This is a genomic window from Caballeronia sp. LZ016 (assembly GCF_031450805.1).
Taxonomy (GTDB): Bacteria; Pseudomonadota; Gammaproteobacteria; order Burkholderiales; family Burkholderiaceae; genus Caballeronia.
Window position 1 is genome coordinate 1211919 of the sequence record NZ_JARTVY010000001.1, and the last position, 19375, is coordinate 1231293.

20 protein-coding genes are annotated in these 19375 nt (G+C 62.8%); 7 read left to right on the forward strand and 13 right to left on the reverse strand.

Annotation, left to right across the window (positions count from 1 at the left end; all coding sequences use genetic code 11):
* Positions 1–22 precede the first annotated feature (22 nt).
* Positions 23–847, reverse strand: a complete 825-nt coding sequence (locus P9220_RS05845; RefSeq protein WP_309763977.1) for a hypothetical protein — start codon at positions 845–847, stop codon at positions 23–25.
* Positions 848–980: 133 nt separating this feature from the next.
* Positions 981–2075, reverse strand: coding sequence for a redox-regulated ATPase YchF (gene ychF, locus P9220_RS05850; protein WP_309763978.1), 1095 nt, complete (start codon positions 2073–2075; stop codon positions 981–983).
* Between the two features lie 199 nt (positions 2076–2274).
* Between ychF and P9220_RS05855 the strand changes: the two genes are divergently transcribed.
* The 5 genes from P9220_RS05855 (at position 2275) to P9220_RS05875 (ending at position 7140) form a co-directional block, all read left to right on the forward strand.
* Positions 2275–3456: a UbiH/UbiF family hydroxylase gene (locus P9220_RS05855; RefSeq protein WP_404980365.1), complete on the forward strand. Its 1182-nt coding sequence runs from the start codon at positions 2275–2277 to the stop codon at positions 3454–3456.
* A 61-nt stretch (positions 3457–3517) separates the two neighbouring features.
* The gene (locus P9220_RS05860) at positions 3518–4249 is read left to right on the forward strand and encodes a DsbC family protein (protein WP_309763980.1); all 732 of its coding nucleotides are present in this window, start codon (positions 3518–3520) and stop codon (positions 4247–4249) included.
* A gap of 119 nt (positions 4250–4368) precedes the next feature.
* Positions 4369–6168, forward strand: coding sequence for a PDZ domain-containing protein (locus P9220_RS05865; RefSeq protein ID WP_309765398.1), 1800 nt, complete (start codon positions 4369–4371; stop codon positions 6166–6168).
* Positions 6169–6308: 140 nt separating this feature from the next.
* Positions 6309–6905: an NAD(P)H-dependent oxidoreductase gene (locus P9220_RS05870; RefSeq protein ID WP_309763981.1), complete on the forward strand. Its 597-nt coding sequence runs from the start codon at positions 6309–6311 to the stop codon at positions 6903–6905.
* A gap of 19 nt (positions 6906–6924) precedes the next feature.
* Positions 6925–7140 (forward strand): hypothetical protein, encoded by a 216-nt coding sequence (locus tag P9220_RS05875; protein WP_309763982.1) that lies wholly within the window; start codon positions 6925–6927, stop codon positions 7138–7140.
* 329 nt (positions 7141–7469) lie between these two features.
* Here the strand turns inward: P9220_RS05875 and P9220_RS05880 are convergent, their stop codons facing one another.
* The 8 genes from P9220_RS05880 to rpe all read right to left on the reverse strand — a co-directional run bounded on the left by P9220_RS05880 (position 7470) and on the right by rpe (position 14654).
* On the reverse strand, positions 7470–8243 hold the full coding sequence (locus P9220_RS05880) for a uracil-DNA glycosylase (RefSeq protein ID WP_309763983.1): 774 nt from the start codon (positions 8241–8243) through the stop codon (positions 7470–7472).
* Positions 8240–8893: a CYTH domain-containing protein gene (locus tag P9220_RS05885; RefSeq protein WP_309763984.1), complete on the reverse strand. Its 654-nt coding sequence runs from the start codon at positions 8891–8893 to the stop codon at positions 8240–8242. The genes P9220_RS05880 and P9220_RS05885 overlap by 4 nt, the downstream gene beginning before the upstream one ends.
* Positions 8894–8904: 11 nt before the next feature.
* On the reverse strand, positions 8905–9690 hold the full coding sequence (gene trpC, locus P9220_RS05890; protein WP_309763985.1) for an indole-3-glycerol phosphate synthase TrpC: 786 nt from the start codon (positions 9688–9690) through the stop codon (positions 8905–8907).
* Positions 9691–9702: 12 nt separating this feature from the next.
* Complete coding sequence (gene trpD / locus P9220_RS05895) at positions 9703–10734, reverse strand: anthranilate phosphoribosyltransferase (RefSeq protein WP_309763986.1); 1032 nt, start codon at positions 10732–10734, stop codon at positions 9703–9705.
* A complete protein-coding gene (locus P9220_RS05900) occupies positions 10731–11321 on the reverse strand; it encodes an aminodeoxychorismate/anthranilate synthase component II (protein WP_309763987.1) in 591 nt (196 codons plus the stop codon). Before P9220_RS05900 ends, trpD begins: the two co-directional genes overlap by 4 nt.
* Positions 11322–11333: 12 nt before the next feature.
* Complete coding sequence (gene trpE / locus P9220_RS05905; protein ID WP_309763988.1) at positions 11334–12830, reverse strand: anthranilate synthase component I; 1497 nt, start codon at positions 12828–12830, stop codon at positions 11334–11336.
* A 397-nt stretch (positions 12831–13227) separates the two neighbouring features.
* Entirely contained in the window at positions 13228–13968 is a 741-nt protein-coding gene (gph, locus tag P9220_RS05910; RefSeq protein WP_309763989.1) for a phosphoglycolate phosphatase, read from the reverse strand.
* A complete protein-coding gene (rpe, locus tag P9220_RS05915; RefSeq protein WP_244793950.1) occupies positions 13965–14654 on the reverse strand; it encodes a ribulose-phosphate 3-epimerase in 690 nt (229 codons plus the stop codon). The genes gph and rpe overlap by 4 nt, the downstream gene beginning before the upstream one ends.
* Positions 14655–14940: 286 nt before the next feature.
* Here rpe and apaG point away from each other — a divergent pair, with 286 nt between their 5' ends.
* Together apaG and P9220_RS05925 are read left to right on the forward strand one after the other, a co-directional pair.
* Positions 14941–15315, forward strand: a complete 375-nt coding sequence (gene apaG / locus P9220_RS05920; RefSeq protein ID WP_309763990.1) for a Co2+/Mg2+ efflux protein ApaG — start codon at positions 14941–14943, stop codon at positions 15313–15315.
* A gap of 72 nt (positions 15316–15387) precedes the next feature.
* Positions 15388–16632 (forward strand): MltA domain-containing protein, encoded by a 1245-nt coding sequence (locus P9220_RS05925; protein WP_309763991.1) that lies wholly within the window; start codon positions 15388–15390, stop codon positions 16630–16632.
* Positions 16633–16641: 9 nt separating this feature from the next.
* Here the strand turns inward: P9220_RS05925 and paaK are convergent, their stop codons facing one another.
* The 3 genes from paaK to paaG form a co-directional block, all read right to left on the reverse strand.
* Positions 16642–17946 (reverse strand): phenylacetate--CoA ligase PaaK, encoded by a 1305-nt coding sequence (gene paaK, locus P9220_RS05930; protein WP_309763992.1) that lies wholly within the window; start codon positions 17944–17946, stop codon positions 16642–16644.
* 66 nt (positions 17947–18012) lie between these two features.
* Entirely contained in the window at positions 18013–18438 is a 426-nt protein-coding gene (gene paaI / locus P9220_RS05935) for a hydroxyphenylacetyl-CoA thioesterase PaaI (RefSeq protein WP_309763993.1), read from the reverse strand.
* 19 nt (positions 18439–18457) lie between these two features.
* Entirely contained in the window at positions 18458–19249 is a 792-nt protein-coding gene (gene paaG, locus P9220_RS05940; RefSeq protein WP_309763994.1) for a 2-(1,2-epoxy-1,2-dihydrophenyl)acetyl-CoA isomerase PaaG, read from the reverse strand.
* Between the last annotated feature and the right edge of the window lie 126 nt (positions 19250–19375).

A 19375-nucleotide genomic window follows, 5' to 3' on the forward strand; every position in this document is an offset into this window, starting at 1 on the left:
TGCTCCTAACAGCGTGAAGCGCTCAATGGAGGGCTGTTGTCAAAGGCTGCGTCGCGGATGGCTGCCTGGAATGATTCGTCGCGGCCATGGTCTTTTCCATCAGCGTGCAGAACGCATCCTGCGTTAAGTCAGGAAACAGCGAGGGCGAGTAGTGCATTCCGCACGAAATCTCTCTGTCCGCAGTCAATTGGGGAGAACGATAGTAAATTCGTTGCAACACATATTTTAAGCCTTCGTCTTTCGTCGCGAAACGAACGCGAATCAGTGGCGCATGGCGGCGCACGGCGGCAACGACTAAAAGCATCCGCGGAATAACGTGTATGTCGCTAAGTACGTTGAAGATGCGTGGACTGTGCGGCTTCAATACGCGACGGGCATGAGCACTGCCGTACAAGCATGCGAGAGCCAAGACGACGAGCGGATCGCTAGTGGGCAAACTGCATTCATGTGCGGATTGGATGATCCGGTTTTCTATTTTGTTTCTACCACGCTTTTCAACGCCCGTGGCGATCATTGGCGCTACGCACTGCAAGAAGCTGGATCGAGCTTCGCTTCTAAAATTAATGTTTCCAGCAAAGGCCTCTGCTAGCTCTTGTGATGCCACGTCAAGGTGGTCGGAGTCAGTGACGGCCAAGCGAAAGAATAGGCGAATAGCTTGGTATTCCTTTTTCTGCGTTACTTGCTTCTCTGTAACCGATTCAGGCTCGCCCAACTGTCCTTCGATAATTGAGAGTAACGGGCTTATGAGATTGCCCGGACGATCCAACTTGCGGGTCTTTCCGAGGTGCTCGATTTTTTTCTTCTCTGTCTGAACAATGCCGTTGTTGCCGTCCTTTATAAGCGACACAAGGCAGCGGTCGAGAAAGTAGACGTATCGAATCGATGGACACCTTTGCATGTCAGCCTCACAACGAAAAAGCGGAGTCCCTTTATCGCGGACTCCGCTCGGCGAGGCAAGCTGCGTTGACCGTTCTTGACGCTCACACGTTAAACAGAAAATTCATCATATCCCCATCCTGCACGACATACTCCTTCCCTTCCGCCCGCATCTTCCCGGCTTCCTTCGCGCCTTGTTCGCCCTTGTACGCGACATAATCATCGAACGAAATCGTCTGTGCGCGAATGAAGCCGCGTTCGAAGTCCGTATGGATCGCGCCCGCCGCCTGCGGCGCCGTATCGCCGATATGGATGGTCCACGCGCGCACTTCCTTCACGCCCGCCGTGAAATACGTCTGCAATCCCAGCAGCTTGAAACCCGCGCGAATCACGCGATTCAGCCCCGGCTCGTCCATGCCCATGTCAGCGAGGAAGTCCTGCTTGTCGGCGTCGTCGAGATCGGCGATTTCCGCTTCGATCGCCGCGCACACCGCCACCACCGGCGCATTTTCTGTTTCCGCATGCTTGCGCACGACGTCGAGATACGGATTGTTCTCGAAGCCATCGTCCTTGACGTTCGCGACATACATCGTCGGCTTCGCGGTGATCAGGCAGAACGGCTTGATAAGCGCCTGTTCATCTTCGTTCAGATTCAGGCCACGCACCGGCTTCGCCTGATCGAGCTGCGCGCGCACTTTCTCGAGCACCGCGACGAGCTTCGCCGCTTCTTTATCGTTGCCCGACTTCGCCGCCTTGGAATAACGCGTGAGCGCCTTCTCGACCGTCGCCAGATCGGCGAGCGCCAGTTCGGTGTTGATGACTTCGATATCCGCGATCGGATCGATCTTGCCCGCAACGTGAATCACGTTCTCGTCTTCGAAGCAGCGCACGACGTGCGTAATGGCATCCGTCTCGCGGATGTTCGCGAGAAACTGATTGCCGAGGCCTTCGCCCTTGCTCGCACCGGCGACCAGGCCCGCGATATCGACGAACTCGACGACCGCCGGCAGGATGCGCTCCGGCTTCACGATTTCCGCCAGCGCCGTCAGACGCGCGTCCGGCACTTCCACGACGCCGACGTTCGGCTCGATCGTGCAGAACGGATAGTTCTCGGCGGCAATCCCCGCCTTGGTCAGTGCATTGAAAAGTGTGGACTTGCCGACGTTAGGCAAGCCGACGATGCCGCATTGGAGGCTCATGGAATCCTTCGAACTGGTGAGACGGCGCTTCGTCGCGCGCATTCGCCAAACGATGCTCGCGAGGCGGCCAGAAATGCGCGCCAGCGCCGGGCCGCATCCGCAGCCGGGCAAACCGACATTGTACCGCCGCCCGGCATCGGGGTTTCCGCGCGATCCGCGTCAAAGCTGCGCCAAAACCCGCGCAACCCTCGCGGCTATAATGCCCCACATGACTTCGCATCCCTTGACCTATCACGCGGTCGTCGTCGGCGGCGGGCTCGTCGGCAAGACGGCTGCACTCGCGCTTGCCCAGTCCGGCCTGCGCACCGCGTTGCTCGCGCCGCAGGCAGCAGGCTTGCCGCCCGGCGCCATCTTCGATTCGCGCATCTACGCGCTGTCGTCCAGTTCACAGGAATTGCTCGAACGGCTGCGCGTCTGGCAGGCGCTCGACCGCTCGCGCCTCGGCCCCGTCTTCGACATGCGCGTGTTCGGCGACGCCCACGCGGAACTGCACTTCTCCGCTTTTCAGGCGTCGGTGCCGCAGCTCGCGTGGATCGCCGAATCGACATTAATCGAACAGGCGCTCGACGCCGCTTTGCGCTTCCAGCCGAGCCTTTCGTGGTTCGAAGCACGCGCGCAAGGCATGACCGTCGAAGAAGACGCGGCGTTCGTCACGCTGTCGAGCGGTGAAACGCTGCAGACCGATCTGATCGTCGGCGCGGACGGCGCGCATTCCTGGGTGCGCGCGCAGATGGGCGCGAAGATGGAGCGTCGCGACTATCGGCAAACGGGCGTCGTCGCGAACTTCAAGGCGGAACGGCCGCACGGCGAAACGGCGTATCAATGGTTCCGCGATACGGAAATCATCGCGTTGCTGCCGCTGCCGGGCGATTACGTGTCGCTCGTCTGGTCGGCGCGCACCGAGCATGCGGACGAACTCGTCGCGCTCGATCCGGCGCAGCTCGCCGCGCAAGTGGAACACGCATCGCAACACATGCTCGGCGCGCTCGATTGCGTGACGCCCGCGCGGGGCTTTCCGCTCGGCCTGCAGACGGTCGACCGGCTGATCGCGCCGCGTGTCGCGCTCGTCGGAGATGCCGCGCATCTCATTCATCCGCTGTGCGGCCAGGGCATGAATCTGGGTCTGCGCGATGTCGCCGCGCTCGCGGATGTCATCGCCAACAAGGAAGCGTTCCGCGACCTCGGGGATTCGATCCTGCTGCGCCGCTACGAACGCGCGCGCCGCGAAGATATTCAGAAGCTGGTGATCGTCACGGACGGCATGCAGCGCCTCTTCTCCGCGCCGGGCACGATCGCACGCGCGATCCGCAACACGGGCATGGCTTTCGTCGGGGCGCAGCCGCTCGCCAAGCGCTGGCTCGTCTCGGCGGCGCTCGGCTGAGCGGTCAACTCACATTCAGCGGGGCGCTCGACCACGTCGCCCCGCGTTCACGGGAAACGGCATGAAAACCACGCTTCGCCTGAGTCTCGCCGCGGTCACGACGCTGGCCGTGACGCTCGGCCTCGGCTATTCGGCTCAGGCCGATCAAACCACCGACAAGCTCAAATCGACGCTCGAATCGCGCATGGGCGATTCGACCATCAAGAGCATCGAGAAAACGCCCGTTTTGGGCCTTTACGAAGTGAACCTTGGTTCCCAAATCATTTATAGCGATGCAGCCGGCAACTACGTGCTGCTCGGCGATCTCGTCGATACGCGCAACAGCAAGAACCTGACCGAAGCGCGGCTCGCGGAAACCAACAAGATCGATTTCGCGAAGCTGCCGTTCGAGAACGCGGTGAAGGTCGTGAAGGGCAACGGCAGCCGGAAGATCGCCGTGTTCTCCGACCCGAACTGTCCATACTGCAAGCAGCTCGAATCGACGCTGAAGTCGATCGATAACGTGACTGTCTACACGTTCCTGTATCCGGTGCTGTCGCCGGACTCCACGGCGAAGTCCAAGTCGATCTGGTGCGCGAAGGATCGCGCGATGAGCTGGGAAGGCTGGATGCTCGACCACAAGGCGCCGACGAGCGCCGCCGCCTGCGACACGACAGCCATCGACAAGAACCTCAAGCTCGGCCGTTCGATGAACATCACCGGCACGCCGACCGTGTTCCTCGCCGATGGCCGCCGTTTGCCGGGCGCGGTGCCTGCGGACCGGTTGGAGAAGGAATTGTCGACGGCACGCTGAAGGCGGTGTGATCGACGGGAAGGAGGCGCATCTGCGCCTCCTTTGGTTTTTCGGCCTGCCATTGCGCACGCGCGCCGTGCAGCCCCAAAAAGAACAAGGACTACGCGATGAATTCCCCGCTGCAACCGGTGCGCTACAGCATCGTGCCGAAGAACCCGGCCGCCCACGTTTTCGAAGTGACCCTCACCGTTGCGGAGCCGGACCCGGCCGGCCAGCGGTTCATGCTGCCGGTGTGGATTCCCGGCAGCTACATGATTCGCGAATTCGCGCGCAACATCGTGACGCTCCAGGCGTTCAACGCGGCGGGGCGGCGAATCGCAATCGAAAAGACCGACAAGCACGCATGGCAGGCCGCCCCGATCGATGGCCCGATCACGCTGCGCTACGAGGTCTACGCGTGGGACATGTCGGTGCGCGCCGCGCATCTGGACGACACCGTCGGCTTTTTCAACGGCACGAGCGTGTTCCTCGCGGTGGAAGGGCAATCGACTGCGCCTTGCATCGTCGATATTCAACCGCCCGCCGGCGGCGCACTTCGCAACTGGCGCGTGGCGACGGCGCTTGCCGAATCGCGTGGAACGAAGCGTTACGGCTTCGGCGCTTACGAGGCGGCGAACTACGACGAACTCGTCGATCATCCCGTCACGCTCGGCGAATTCGCGCTCGGCGGATTCACGGCGCATGGCGTGAAGCATGACATCGTGATTGCGGGACGCGTCGTCGGGCTAGACATGCAGCGGCTCGCCGTCGACCTGAAGCGCGTATGCGAGGCACAGATCGCGCTGTTCGAACCGCGCACGAAGAAAGCGCCGATGGACCGCTACGTGTTCATGACCGTCGCCGTCTCGGATGGCTACGGCGGCCTCGAGCATCGCGCATCGACGGCGCTGATCTGCAATCGCGGCGATCTGCCGGTGCAGGGCCGACCGGAAATGAGCGACGGCTATCGCACGTATCTCGGTTTGTGCAGCCACGAGTACTTCCATACGTGGAACGTGAAGCGCATCAAGCCGGCGGCGTTCGCGCCGTACGATCTGTCGCAGGAGAATTACACGTCGCTGCTGTGGCTCTTCGAAGGCTTCACGTCGTATTACGACGACCTCATGCTCGTGCGCAGCGGACTCATCAGCGCAAGCGACTATTTCTCGCTGCTCGGCAAGACTATCGGCGGCGTGCTGCGCGGCAGCGGCCGGCTGAAGCAATCCGTCGCGCAGAGTTCGTTCGATGCCTGGGTGAAGTACTACCGCGCCGACGAAAACGCGCCGAACGCGATCGTCAGCTATTACCAGAAGGGTTCACTGATCGCGCTCGCATTCGATCTGTCGATTCGCGCGCAAACCGGCAATCGGAAGTCGCTCGACGACGTGATGCGTCTGCTGTGGCAGCGCTACGGCCGCGACTTCTATAACGGCAAGGCGCGGGGCATCCGCGAGGGAGACGTCGAGGCGCTCTTCGCCGAAGCGACCGGCGCGGACTTGCGCACGCTGTTTCGCGACGGCGTGCGCGGCACTCGCGATCTGCCGCTCGACGTGCTGCTGGAGCCGTTCGGCATCGCACTTGCGCCCGACGTGGCGACCAACGGCACGGCCGGCAAGCCGTCGCTCGGCGCGCGCGTGCGAGGCGGCGCGGATTGCACGCTGGCGGTCGTTCACGACGGGGGCGCGGCGCAGAAAGCGGGGCTGTCGGCGGGCGACGTGCTCGTGGCGATCGATGGCCTGCGCGTCACCGGATCGAATCTGGATGCGCTGCTGGCGCGATATCTGCCGGGCGCGAAAGTCGAAATTCATGCGTTCCGACGCGATGAATTGCGTCGCACCGAGTTGCGGCTCGACGCGCCGGAAGTATCGCGTTACGTGCTGACCGCGATGGACGGACGCGGTCCGTCGAAGCAATGGCGCGAGCGCTGGCTGAGAGGTTGAACGCGAGGCTGAGGGCGATTGTTCTACCGGTGCAACGATCCTTCACGGTCGCGCGGCTTTTTCGCGGACGTCGAAAAACTGAGAATGCTTTCCAACGCGGGCGCTTCCGGCGCCCGGATTCATACAGGAAGGAAGACATCATGACGACGATTCTGCAAATCAACTCCGCTGCTCGTTCGCAAGGCGCTCAATCGACGCTGCTGGCCGACGAACTGACCGCAAAGCTGCAACAGAGCAATCCGGGCGCGAAGGTTGCCGTGCGCAATCTGCTTGCGGACAACCTCCCGCACCTCGACGATGCCACGCTCGGCGCGTTCTTCACGCCCGCCGATCAGCGCAGCGCGGAACAGGCGGCGATCGTCGCGAAGAGCGACGCGCTGATCGCGGAACTGCAAGCGGCGGATATCGTCGTGATCGCGGCGCCGCTGTACAACTTCGGCATTTCGTCGCAACTGAAGGCGTACTTCGACCAGATCGCTCGTGCGGGCATCACGTTCCGCTACACCGCGAACGGTCCCGAAGGATTGGTGACGGGCAAGAAGGTGTTCGTGGTGTCGGCGCGTGGCGGAAAGTATGTCGGCACGCCGCACGATTCGCAGACGCCGTATTTGCAGTCGTTCCTCGGCTTCCTCGGCATGACCGATGTGAACTTCATCTACGCGGAAGGCCTGAACATGGGCGCGGATGCGGCCGGTGCGGCGCTCGCGCAAGCACGCGAGGCGATTGCGGCGCTGTAAGCTGGCGATACGCCGGTGCATGAAAAAACCCGCTGGGTCTCGCGACCGCAGCGGGCTTTTTTGCGTCGATCACGTTCCCGGGTGCGCGGTGAAGATCCCCGCGATCAAGGCGCTGATACACGCGATGGCCGGCACAACGGCGATGGCTCGCATTGTCGAGTCTTGTGAACGCGCGGCCCATGTCGCCATTGCTATGGTCAAGACGAAGAAAACAGCGGCGGCCGGGAAAGCATAGCAGCTCAGAGACGCCAGATTGACTCGCCAAAGGTTCGTCAGAATCAAGTACGACACAGAAACTCCTCGAAGTGCCCGCACGTGACCTCGCAGCAGAGAGTCCGTGGAGAATGTCAAACGGCAGCGAATCTGTGCTGTTCGGCACACTGCTCGTGCGTTGAAGCTCACATGATAGTTCGTCATCCTTATATTGAAATTAAGCGCAGTTGATTCATTCTGTGCCAAAAGCCCGCGGGCGATTCAACGGAAAGAGCGCGCTGTCCTCCAGCCGCGTCCAAAAAAAACCCGCTGGGTCTCGCGACCGCAGCGGGTTTTTTTGCGTCGATTCCTTCAATCCGGCAGCCGCCAGTCGATCGGCTCCCGCCCTTGTTGCACGAGATACTCATTCGCGCGCACGAAATGCCCGCATCCGAGAAATCCGCGATGCGCCGACAGCGGCGAAGGATGCGGCGCTTCCAGTACGCAATGCGCCTTTCCCGTCCCTTCGATCAACCCGCGCTTCGCCTGGGCATGCGCGCCCCACAGCATAAAGACGAGGCCATCGTGCCGAAGCGCCATCTCGTGGATGAGCGTGTCGGTGCATTGCTCCCATCCGCGTTTCGCGTGACTGCCGGCTTTATCGCGCTCGACGGTCAGCGATGTGTTGAGCAACAGCACGCCTTGCTTCGCCCACGCATCGAGACAGCCGTGCGACGGCGCTGCAAAGCCGAGACTCGCGTGAATCTCCTTGAAGATGTTGCGCAGCGACGGCGGCGGGCGCACCGGCGCGGGCACCGAGAATGCAAGGCCGTGCGCCTGTGGCGCACCCTTGTCCTCGCCGTGGTACGGGTCCTGGCCGAGAACGATCACCTTGACGTCTTCGGGGCGCGTCAGGCGCAGCGCGCGGAAAACATCGGCGGGATAGACCGTCTTGCCCGTGGCGCGCTCCGCATCGACGAATTCGCATAGCGCCACATAGCGCGGGCTGTCGATGAACGCCTTCAGATGACGCCGCCAGTCGGCGGGCAGGGCGTCGAACTGGCTTTCGAGCGTAGTAAAGCCCGACGCGTCGGATGCGTCCGGTGCGGCTTCGGCTTCCCCGAAAAGAGACGGCTGACGATTCATGCTTCGGCGTCGTTGATATGAGTCTCTGGCCGCTCGCGCAGCCGATACCCGCGCTGCGCCTTGCTGACGTCCTCGGGATCGAGCGCCGGAAAGGCGCCGCGCAACTCGGCGGCAAGCGTTTCGAGCGCGCTTGCGTCGCCCGATTTCAGCTCGATCTCCAGTTCGCTGATCTCCGCGCGGCGCGGCTCGCCATCGACTTCCGCAGTGATCGCGCCGGAATCGAGCGCGACTTCGATCTGCGATCCTTCGCGCTCGACATCCCACACGATGCGCGTGAAATCGGTCCGAAACAGCGCGATGAGATCCGGCGCGGCGGCTTGCAATGCGTCGCGGGCGGCGTCGTCGTCGCAGGCGGCGAGAAGGGCATCGATTTCGAGCGCCTCGCCCAGGACCGGCAATTCCCATTCGTGCCGGCTATGCAATCCGGCCTTCGCTTCGCCGAGCGTCTTGTAGGTCTGCAGCCATTGCTCCGGCGTGCGGCGCAGGCGCAACGCGGACTTCGCCTTGGCGAGCGTCAGCGACGGCGTGTCGAAGTAGACATTGCCGAGCGTCATCGGCTTTCCCGCGCCGGTGCGTTCGTCGAAGAAACGTGCGACATCGTCTTGCGACGAAGGCGGCAGCGCCAGCTTGATTTCTCGTTCGATACCCACGATTGTGCCCGTCAGAAGAACATGCGGGCGAGTTCCGCGCCCGGATCGTCGGCGCGCATGAACGCTTCGCCCACGAGGAAGCTATGCACGTGCATCGCGCGCAGCCGCTCGACATCGACGCGCGACAGAATGCCCGACTCCGTCACGACGATACGATCATCCGGCACCGATTCGAGCATGCCGATGGTCGTGTCGATCGTCGTCTGAAACGTGCGCAGATTGCGGTTGTTGATGCCGATCAGCGGCGTCTTGAGCGTCAGCGCATTGCGCAGTTCGTCGGCGTCGTGCACTTCGACGAGCACCGCGAGCCCGAGCGAATGCGCATACGCTTCGAGGTCCTGCATCTGCGACAGTTCGAGCGCGGCGGCGATCAGCAGGATGCAGTCGGCGCCCATCGCGCGCGCTTCGATGATCTGATACGGATCGATGATGAAGTCTTTGCGCAGCACCGGCAGACTGCACGCGGCGCGCGCTTCTTCGAGATACGCGACGCTGCCCTTGAAGAACTGCACGTCGGTCAGCACGGACAGACACGCGGCGCCGCCTTGCTCATACGAACGGGCGATGTCGGCCGGCACGAAATGCTCGCGCAACACGCCCTTGGACGGACTCGCCTTCTTCACCTCGGCAATGACAGCAGCCTGATTCGCCGCGTGCTTCGCGCGCAAGGCGCCGACGAAATCGCGCAAGTCCCGCGCGCTGGCTTCGAGCTTCAGTTCTTCGAGCGGCGCGCTTTGTTCGGCGGCGCGGATTTCCTCGCGCTTGACCGCAATGATGCGATCCAGAATGTCACTCATGTCGGCTTCCGTTTAACTTTTGAACTGCTGCGTGAACTTGGCCAGCGTCTCGACCTTCTCGCGCGCCGCGCCGCTCGCGATAGCCTCGCGCGCCGCAGCCATGCCATCCGCGATCGAATCGACGACATCTGCGGCATACAGCGCCGCGCCCGCGTTCATCGTAACGATTTCACGCGCGACGCCCGCCTTGTTGTTCAGCGCGCCGAGCAGCATGGCCTTCGATTCCTGCGCGTCCTGCACCTTCAGCGTGCGGTTCGACACCATCTGCAAGCCGAAGTCCTCGGGATGAATTTCGTACTCGGTCACTTCGCCGTTCCTCAGTTCGCCGACCTTGGTCGCGGCCCCCAGCGACACTTCGTCCATGCCGTCCTTGCCGTACACGACGAGCACGTGTTTCGCGCCGAGCCGCTGCATCACGCGGACCTGGATGCCGACGAGATCCTCGTGGAACACGCCCTGCAGCTGATTCGGCGCGCCCGCCGGATTCGTCAGCGGCCCGAGAATGTTGAAGATGGTCCGCACGCCGAGTTCGCGTCGCACCGGCGCGATGTTTTTCATCGCTGGATGATGATTCGGCGCGAACATGAAGCCCATGCCGGTTTCGTGAATCGATGCGGCCACCTGTTCAGGCGTCAGATCGATATTGACGCCGAGCGTTTCGAGCACGTCCGCGCTGCCCGACTTGCTCGACACGCCGCGGTTGCCGTGCTTGGCGACCTTCGCGCCGGCGGCCGCCGTGACGAACATCGACGCAGTGCTGATATTGAAGGTATGCGAGCCATCGCCGCCGGTGCCGACGATATCGACGAAATTGGAGTTGTCGTCGACTTCGACGTGATTGGCGAACTCGCGCATGACGGTGGCCGCCGCCGCGATTTCACCGATGGTTTCCTTCTTCACGCGCAAGCCGGTGATGATCGCGGCGGCCATCACGGGCGACATCTCGCCGCGCATGATCGTGCGCATCAGGTGCAGCATCTCGTCGTGGAATATCTCGCGATGCTCGATCGTGCGTTGCAGCGCTTCCTGTGCAGTGATGGTCATCGTTTCGCGCCCTTGCCTGCGGTAGTGTTTTTCACGAAGTTCTCGAGCAGGGCGTGACCGTGCTCGGAGAGAATCGATTCCGGATGAAACTGCACGCCTTCCACTTCCAGGTCCCTGTGCCGTACACCCATGATCTCGCCGTCCGGTGTCCACGCTGACACTTCCAGACAGTCGGGCAGAGACTCACGTTCAATTGCAAGCGAGTGATAGCGCGTGACGTTGAAGTGTTTGGGCAGATCGGAGAACACGCCCTTACAGTCGGTTTCGATCTGGCTCACCTTGCCGTGCATGATGGTCTGCGCGCGCACGACGCGTCCGCCGAACGCCTCGCCGATCGCCTGGTGGCCGAGGCACACGCCGAGAATCGGCAGCTTGCCGGAGAACTCGCGCAGCACGTCGAGCGTGATGCCCGCGTGCTGCGGATTGCTCGGTCCCGGCGACAGGCAAATGCGGTCGGGTTCCAGCTTCGCGATGTCATCGAGCGTGATTTCGTCGTTACGATAGGTGCGCACGTCCTCGCCGAGCTCGCCGAAGTACTGGACCAGGTTATAGGTGAACGAGTCGTAGTTATCGATCATCAGCAGCATGGTCTTGTCTCCTCAGAAGTCGCTGTCGAGGCCGTCTTGCACTTGCTCGGCGGCGCGCAACACGGCGCGTGCCTTGTTTTCCGTCTCTTGCCATTCGGACTCGGGCACCGAATCGGCCACGACGCCCGCCGCCGCCTGAACATACAGATTGCCCTTGTTGATGAGGCCGGTGCGGATCGCGATCGCCAGATCCATCTCGCCGCTGAACGACAGATACCCGACCGCGCCACCATACAGTCCGCGCTTGACGGGCTCCAGTTCGTCGATCAGTTCCATCGCGCGCACTTTCGGCGCACCGGACAGCGTGCCGGCCGGGAACGTGGCGCGCAGCACGTCGAAGTTGTTCATGCCGGGCTTCAGCTTTCCTTCGACAGAACTCACGATGTGCTGAACGTGCGAGTATTTTTCGATGACCATCTTGTCCGTCACCGCGACCGAACCCGTCTGCGCGATGCGGCCCACGTCGTTGCGCGCGAGGTCGATCAGCATCACGTGTTCGGCGATTTCCTTCGGATCGTTCAGCAATTCGGTGGCGAGCTCGGCGTCGCGCTCGGGCGTGTTGCCGCGCGGACGCGTGCCGGCGAGCGGGCGAATCGTCACGATGCGATCCTCGGCGCGCTTCTCCTGCCGAACGAGAATTTCGGGCGACGCGCCGACCACGTGCACATCCCCGCCGAAGTTGTAGTAGTACATGTACGGCGACGGATTCAACGACCGCAGCGCGCGATACAGCGAGAGTGGATTGTCGCGGAACGGCTTGATGAGACGCTGGCCGACCTGCACCTGCATCAGTTCGCCCGCCGCGATATATTCCTTCGCGCGTCGCACGGCGTTCAGATAATCCTCTTTCGCGAACTCGCGATAGGTCTCCGTTCGCACGCTCGCGGAGGTCACCGGCGGCTGCACGGTCGCGCGCAGCCGGCCGCGCAGTTCGCGCAGACGATGCTTCGCCTTCGCGTAGGCTTCGGGCTTCGTGGGATCGGCGTAGACGATCAGATACAGCTTGCCCGCAAGGTTGTCGATGACCGCGACTTCCTCGGTCAGCAGCAACTGGATGTCGGGCAGGCCGAGGTCGTCGCGCGGGGCCGTGTCCGCCAGTTTTTTCTCGATGTAACGCACTGCGTCATAGCCGAAGTAACCGGCGAGACCGCCGCAAAAACGCGGCAAGCCCGGACGCAGCGCCACTTTGAAGCGCTTCTGGAATCGCTCGATGAACGCGAGCGGATCGCCTTCGTGGGTTTCCGTCACGGCGCCATCGGTGACGACTTGCGACACGCCGTTCTGCACACGCACCATCGTGCGCGCCGGCAAGCCGATGAACGAATAGCGCCCGAAACGCTCGCCGCCGACCACCGATTCGAGCAGGAACGAGTTCGCGCCATTGCGTTCAGGTTGCGCGAGCTTGAGGTAAAGCGAGAGCGGCGTTTCGAGATCGGCGAGCGCTTCGGCGATCAGCGGAATGCGGTTGTAGCCTTCATTGGCCAGCGATTGGAATTCGAGTTCGGTCATGTTGCGATCCTTGATCGACGCGCGCTTTCATCTGGAGATGCGGCATCGGGAAGAATTGGGGCGCTGCGATCGGCTTGTTTCTCGCGTTGTCGGCAGATGCGTGCGAGCCGCACGGATACGGTTCGGACGGCGATCGAACGCCTCGCGGCAGCGCGCGGCATGCGCCACATAGGACGCACGGCAACGCATGCCGAAGCACGGCTCGATGTACCAAATAACGGAAACGGCGCGGGGTTGCGCAGCGAAACAAAAAACGGATGCTGAAGCGAGTGCAGTCAGATGCGACATGGCTTCAGCGTACCTCGGGCGAGGTTAGCGCGACCAGCGACGCCAGGGCCAGGCTCCCCGGTCGATGCTGCTCAGACTCCGTTTTCTGTTGAGAAACATGAAAGATGGACTATTCAGTCAGGGTGGTGTCGGGCGGCGCCAGTGTCGCGGCGATCGCCATGGCTGCGGTTCGCAGCGTGGAAACTATACCATCGGATTTCACCGATTGCACTGCTTTCCCGTGGTTATAGCCATAGGGCACGGTAAGCGTGGCCATGCCGGCGGCGCGGCCCGCGAGCGCATCGTTCTCCGAATCGCCGACCGCGACGGTGTCGCGCGGCAGCACGTCGAGGCGTTCGCACGCGGTGAGCATCGGCAACGGATCGGGCTTCTTGAGCGCGACCGAATCGCCACCGAGAATCACCTTGAAATACTGCGCCACGCCAAAGTGCGACAGCAGTTCCACCGCAAAGCGATGCGGCTTGTTCGTCACGCACGCGAGCGCGATGCCGAGTTCGCGCATTGCTTCCAGACCTTCCTTCACGTCGGGAAAGAGCGTCGAATGCTTGCCGTTGATCTTCGCGTATTCGCTTTGATAGGTGGCGAGCGCGTCGTCGAATCGGGCGGTGGCCTGCGGGTGCGGCAGACGGGCGGCGAGCACGCTGCGGATCAGATTCTCCGAGCCCTTGCCGATGTAGCCGACGACTTCATCGCGCGTAACGAGCGGTTCCACGTCGATGTGCGCGAGCATGCCGTTGAGGGCGGCGACGAAGTCGTCGGCGGTATCCACCATGGTGCCGTCGAGGTCGATGATGGCCGCGCGGATGGGCCGGTTCGCAAAGGCGGGCAACGCCGCCTGGGTATCGCTCATTGTTGCGCTCCCGAATTCGCCAGTTCGACACGCATCGCGTCGATCACCTGCTTATAGTCAGGCTTGCCGAAGATGGCCGAGCCCGCGACGAACGTGTCCGCGCCGGCCGCGGCGATTTCCGCGATGTTGTCCACTTTCACGCCGCCGTCGATCTCGAGGTGGATGTGACGGCCCGTGCGCTCGCGGTAAGCGTCGATGCGCGCACGCGCTTCGCGCAGCTTGTGGAGCGCTTCGGGAATGAACGACTGCCCGCCGAAGCCCGGATTGACCGACATGATCAGAATGAGATCGAGCCGGTCCATTACGTGATCGAGATAATTCAACGGCGTTGCGGGATTGAACACGAGGCCCGCCTTGCAGCCGTGGTCGCGGATCAGCGACAGCGTGCGGTCGATGTGATCCGAACCTTCCGGATGAAAGCTGATCACATTGGCGCCGGCTTTCGCGAAATCGGGCACGATGCGATCGACGGGGCGCACCATCAGATGCACGTCGATAGGCACATCCACGTGCGGGCGGATGGCCTCGCAGACCATCGGGCCGATGGTGAGATTCGGCACGTAGTGGTTGTCCATTACGTCGAAGTGAATCCAGTCGGCTCCGGCGGCGACGACGTTGCGGACTTCCTCGCCGAGCCGGGAAAAATCCGCCGAAAGAATGCTGGGAGCGATGTGAAATTGCGCCATGAGCGTATCTGATAGAGAGGCCAGAGGACGTGAAAGCCTGGTGGCTCGCAGGCCAGCAGGCGCGAAGCGCGGTCAGCGTGCGGCCCCGAGTCCGAAGCCGTGATTCTAACCCGCGATTTTCCCGGCGTAATTCGGCCGAATGGCCAACCGAACGCTACTCGCTACGCTCCGCGCGCAGGATTGCGTGTTGCGGGCACGGGCTGCATCAAGCAGAATGCGTGACCAATAGCGGCACACTCGCTTGCTGTCTGCCGGCAGTGAAGCGACGAATTGACTTGGAACAACGATGAGCCAGTACGAATTCAGCGTGTCCGTCGAGACGCGATACCTGCCCGAACAGTCCGATCCGGACAGCCGCCAATATGCCTTCGCCTACACACTGACGATCCGCAACACCGGCGAGGTCGCGGCTCAGCTCATTTCGCGGCACTGGATCATTACCGACAGTGACAGCCACGTACAGGAAGTAAAGGGACTCGGCGTAATCGGGCAGCAGCCGCTCCTGCCGCCCGGCGAGCAGTTCGAATATACGAGCTGGGCGGTTATCGCGACGCCGGTCGGCACGATGCGCGGCGAATACTTCTGCGTCGCGGAAGACGGCGAGCGCTTCGAGGCGCCGATTGCTGAATTTGCGCTGCACATGCCGCGTACGTTGCATTGAGATTAACGGCGCCTGGCTGCGTCGTTCTCGCGGTTCCGGTGTTTCTTCTTGCCCGATGCCGTCCACGCGACGATGAAAATCAGCAAGGCAAGCGCCACGAGCGCCTCGAGCGCAAAAATCAGCATTGGATATTCGTCGAACAGATCAGACATGGCGGTTCCCATCAAGAACGAGCATTGTATGCGCAGTATCGTGCGAAGCGCCGCACGGGGAGCGGCGTGGGCCGCATCGATCGCAGCGGCCGTGCTGCTCGCCTCGTGCGGCGGCGGGAGTTATGTGAAGCCGGGCCCGAGCACGGCCGGCAGCACGCCCATCCAGACGGGGCAGCGCGCTTCGTCGCGGCTGACCGCTGTGAGCTGGCAACAGGTTCCCGGCTGGAACGACGATTCGCTGATCGGCGCGACCGCCGCGCTGCGTCAGAACTGCAGCCGGCTTGCGCGTCAAGCCAACTGGCAGAAGGCGTGCGCGGCAGCACAGCGTCTGGACGACCTCGACATGTCGGAGGCGCGCAGCTTCTTCGAGACGTATTTCACGCCGTTCCAGTTGGCCAACACCGACGGCACGCTCGACGGCCTCGTGACCGGCTACTACGAACCGCTGTTGCGCGGTTCACGCACGCGGCACGGTGTCTATCAGTATGCGTTGTATCGATGGCCGTATCGCTATAAGGCCGGCACGGCCCTGCCTGCCCGGGCTCAGCTCGAACGCTCTGGCGTGCTGAACGGCAACGAACTGGTCTGGGTCGACGATCCGATAGAAGCGTTCTTCCTGCAAGTGCAAGGCTCGGGACGCGTCGTCATGGAAGACGGCAGCGTGATGCGCGTGGGCTTCGGCGGGACCAATAATCAACCGTACCGGTCGATCGGCAAGGAATTGCTCGATCGTGGCGAACTGACGCCCGGGCAAGCGACGATGCAAGGCATCAAGGCGTGGGCGAAGGCCAATCCAGCGCGCGTCGATGCGCTCCTCGACGTGAATCCGCGCTTCGTGTTCTTCCGCGAAATGCCCGCCACCACGGCGCTGACGACGAGTCTCGGCGACGGCCCGGTCGGCGCGCTCGGGGTGCCGCTGACGCCCGAACGTTCGATCGCGGTCGATCCTTCCGCGATTCCGCTCGGCACGCCCGTGTTTCTCCAGACGACGCGCCCTCTCAGCAACCAGCCGATGAACCGGCTCGTCTTCGCTCAGGACACCGGCACCGCAATCAAGGGCGGCGTGCGCGCCGATTACTTCTGGGGCCTCGGCGACGATGCCGGCGATCTCGCGGGACGCATGAAGCAGGGCGGCCGGATGTGGCTGCTGATGCCCAATTCGTAGTCGCAAGACTTATGGCTTGAGGCTACGCTTGTCCACCACGCGCCGCGCTTTGCCGACAGAACGCTCGATGCCGTTCACCGGCAGCACGTTCACCACGGCGCTGACGCCGATCAGCGCCTTGATGTCGTAGGCGAGCGCAGTCCGGGCGCTGTCCAGCGCAGCCATGTCAGGCGCCGATTCGGGGCACGGCTCGCAGTTCAGCGTGAACACGTCGAGCGGACCGTCCTTCGTCAGCACGATCTGATAGTGCGGCGCGAGCACCGGCCGCTTCAGCAACAACTCCTCGATCTGCGTCGGGAAGACGTTGACGCCGCGCACGATCATCATGTCGTCCGAGCGGCCGGTGATCTTCTCCATGCGGCGCATCGTGCGCGCAGTGCCGGGCAAGAGGCGCGTGAGATCTCGCGTGCGATACCGGATGATCGGCAGCGCTTCTTTCGTTAGCGACGTGAACACCAGTTCGCCGAATTCGCCGTCCGGCAGCACTTCGCCGGTGTCGGGATCGATGATCTCGGGATAGAAGTGGTCTTCCCAGATCGTCGGGCCGTCCTTCGTCTCCGCGCACTCCGAAGCCACGCCCGGTCCCATCACTTCCGAAAGACCGTAGATGTCGACGGCATCGATGCCCATGCGCTGCTCGATTGCACGGCGCATGTCGTTCGTCCAGGGTTCCGCACCGAAGATGCCGATGCGCAGCGAACAGCTTGCCGGATCGACGCCTTGCCGCTCCAGCTCGTCAGCGATGGAGAGCATGTAGCTCGGCGTCACCATGATGATGTCGGGGCGGAAGTCCTGAATCAGTTGCACCTGCTTTTCGGTCTGTCCGCCGCCGAACGGGATGACGGTAAGGCCCGCGCGCTCCGCCCCGTAGTGCGCGCCGAGGCCGCCGGTGAACAGGCCGTAGCCGTAGCTCACGTGCACCTTGTCGCCGCGACGCGCGCCAGCCGCGCGGATCGAACGGGCGACCAGATCCGACCAGGTTTCGATGTCCTTCGCCGTATAACCGACGACGGTTGGCTTGCCCGTCGTGCCCGACGAAGCGTGGATGCGCGCGACCCGTTCCTGCGGCACGGCGAACATGCCGAACGGATAGTTGTCGCGAAGGTCCTTCTTCGTGGTGAACGGAAAGCGCGCGAGGTCGGCGAGCGACTGCACGTCGTCGGGATGCACGCCGGCTTCATCGAACTTGCGGCGATAGACAGGCGAATTGTCGTAGGCGTGCCTGAGCGTCCATTTCAGACGCTGCAACTGCAGCGCGACGAGTTCGTCGCGGCTCGCCTTCTCAATCGCTTCGAGCGGCAACGGTGTAGTCATCGATGTCTCCTTCATGCTCGCTATGCGTCGCGGTCGTCGCCGCGTTCGCGTGATCGATCGGTTCCGTTAAAGGGGAACCACGGCGCCTTTGATCTGGGCGGACTTGCCACGAAACATCGCGACGACTTCGCCTTCGCGATTCGTGACGCGGATATCGTAGATTCCGGTGCGCCCGCTCAATGTCTGCTCCACCGCCTCGGCGGTCAGGCGGTCGCCGCCGTGCACGGGGCGCAGGAATTCGATGGAACATCCCGCCGCCACGGTGCTGACGTTGTAGGAGTTGCACGCGAAGGCGAACGCGGAGTCTGCCAGCGTGAACATCAGGCCGCCGTGGCAGATGGCGTGGCCGTTGAGAAAGTCCGGGCGCACGTTCATCGCGAGCCGCGCATAGCCGGGCCGCACTTCGACTAGCTCGATGCCCAGCGCGCGCGAGCAGGCATCCGCTTCATACATGGCCTTGGCCGTGGCTTCGGCGATTTGTTGAGGCGTCATGCGAGTCTCCCTGATGGTGTCAAAGCCCTTCGAAGCGCGGCGCGCGCTTTTCCTTGAATGCGGCGACGCCCTCGATGTAGTCGGGCGATGCGCCGAGTTCGCGCTGCAGGTCGCGTTCAAGGTCGAGCTGCGCATCGAATGTGCTGGTCGTGCTCGCACGCATGGCCTGTTTGATCGCGGCGATCGCACGCGCGGGCTGCTGCGCGAGTTGCGCGGCCAGTTGCGCGGCGGCGTGCGGCAACTCGGCATCGTCCACGACGCGCCAGACGATGCCCCACGCTTCGGCTTGCTCCGCGCCGAGCTTGTCGCCGGTCAGCGCCAGCCCCAGCGCACGCGCCTCACCGACGCGGCGCGGCAAGAGCCACGTCCCGCCCGAGTCCGGCACGAGGCCGATTTTCACGAACGCCTGAATGAAGCTCGCCGAACGTGCGGCGATGGTGATATCGCAAGCCATCGCCAGGTTGGCGCCCGCGCCGGCGGCTGTGCCATTGACCGCTGCGATGACGGGCAGCGGCATTGTCTGCAGGCGGCGCACGAGCGGATTGAAATGAGCGTCGATCAGTTCGCCGAGATCGGACATCGAACCGGGCGTGAAGTCCAGATCCGCGAGATCCTGACCGGCGCAGAACGCCCGTCCCGCACCGGTCAACACGATCGCGCGCGCGTTCGCTGCCTGGGCTCGATCGAGCGCCTCGCTCAATTGGCCATGCATCTCGCGAGTGAAACTATTCAGTTTGTCGGGCCGATTCAGAGTGATCGTCGCGACGCGCGTATCGCCATTGATTTGAAACAGAACAGACTGCTCGGGCATGGCATCTCCTTTGGCACGGGCCGCGTTCGGGTTCGTCAATTGGTGATGCTAGACGCGCGGCCCGATGCTTTCCATTCGGCCGAACGGCATAAGCCGATTGCACGAATTCGCGTTCTCGTCGTTTTG

Bases quoted from the DNA above. Each gene is read 5' to 3' on its own strand.
- trpC (WP_309763985.1), bottom strand. From the start codon at position 9,690: ATGAGTGACATTCTGGATCGCATCATTGCGGTCAAGCGCGAGGAAATC.
- P9220_RS05860 (WP_309763980.1), top strand. From the start codon at position 3,518: ATGAAAACCACGCTTCGCCTGAGTCTCGCCGCGGTCACGACGCTGGCC.
- trpD (WP_309763986.1), bottom strand. From the start codon at position 10,734: ATGACCATCACTGCACAGGAAGCGCTGCAACGCACGATCGAGCATCGC.
- paaG (WP_309763994.1), bottom strand. From the start codon at position 19,249: ATGCCCGAGCAGTCTGTTCTGTTTCAAATCAATGGCGATACGCGCGTC.
- P9220_RS05880 (WP_309763983.1), bottom strand. From the start codon at position 8,243: ATGAATCGTCAGCCGTCTCTTTTCGGGGAAGCCGAAGCCGCACCGGAC.
- ychF (WP_309763978.1), bottom strand. From the start codon at position 2,075: ATGAGCCTCCAATGCGGCATCGTCGGCTTGCCTAACGTCGGCAAGTCC.
- P9220_RS05855 (WP_404980365.1), top strand. From the start codon at position 2,275: ATGCCCCACATGACTTCGCATCCCTTGACCTATCACGCGGTCGTCGTC.
- rpe (WP_244793950.1), bottom strand. From the start codon at position 14,654: ATGGCGCAATTTCACATCGCTCCCAGCATTCTTTCGGCGGATTTTTCC.
- trpE (WP_309763988.1), bottom strand. From the start codon at position 12,830: ATGACCGAACTCGAATTCCAATCGCTGGCCAATGAAGGCTACAACCGC.
- apaG (WP_309763990.1), top strand. From the start codon at position 14,941: ATGAGCCAGTACGAATTCAGCGTGTCCGTCGAGACGCGATACCTGCCC.
- P9220_RS05870 (WP_309763981.1), top strand. From the start codon at position 6,309: ATGACGACGATTCTGCAAATCAACTCCGCTGCTCGTTCGCAAGGCGCT.
- gph (WP_309763989.1), bottom strand. From the start codon at position 13,968: ATGAGCGATACCCAGGCGGCGTTGCCCGCCTTTGCGAACCGGCCCATC.
- paaK (WP_309763992.1), bottom strand. From the start codon at position 17,946: ATGACTACACCGTTGCCGCTCGAAGCGATTGAGAAGGCGAGCCGCGAC.
- P9220_RS05925 (WP_309763991.1), top strand. From the start codon at position 15,388: ATGAAAATCAGCAAGGCAAGCGCCACGAGCGCCTCGAGCGCAAAAATC.
- P9220_RS05900 (WP_309763987.1), bottom strand. From the start codon at position 11,321: ATGCTGCTGATGATCGATAACTACGACTCGTTCACCTATAACCTGGTC.
- P9220_RS05875 (WP_309763982.1), top strand. From the start codon at position 6,925: ATGAAAAAACCCGCTGGGTCTCGCGACCGCAGCGGGCTTTTTTGCGTC.
- paaI (WP_309763993.1), bottom strand. From the start codon at position 18,438: ATGACGCCTCAACAAATCGCCGAAGCCACGGCCAAGGCCATGTATGAA.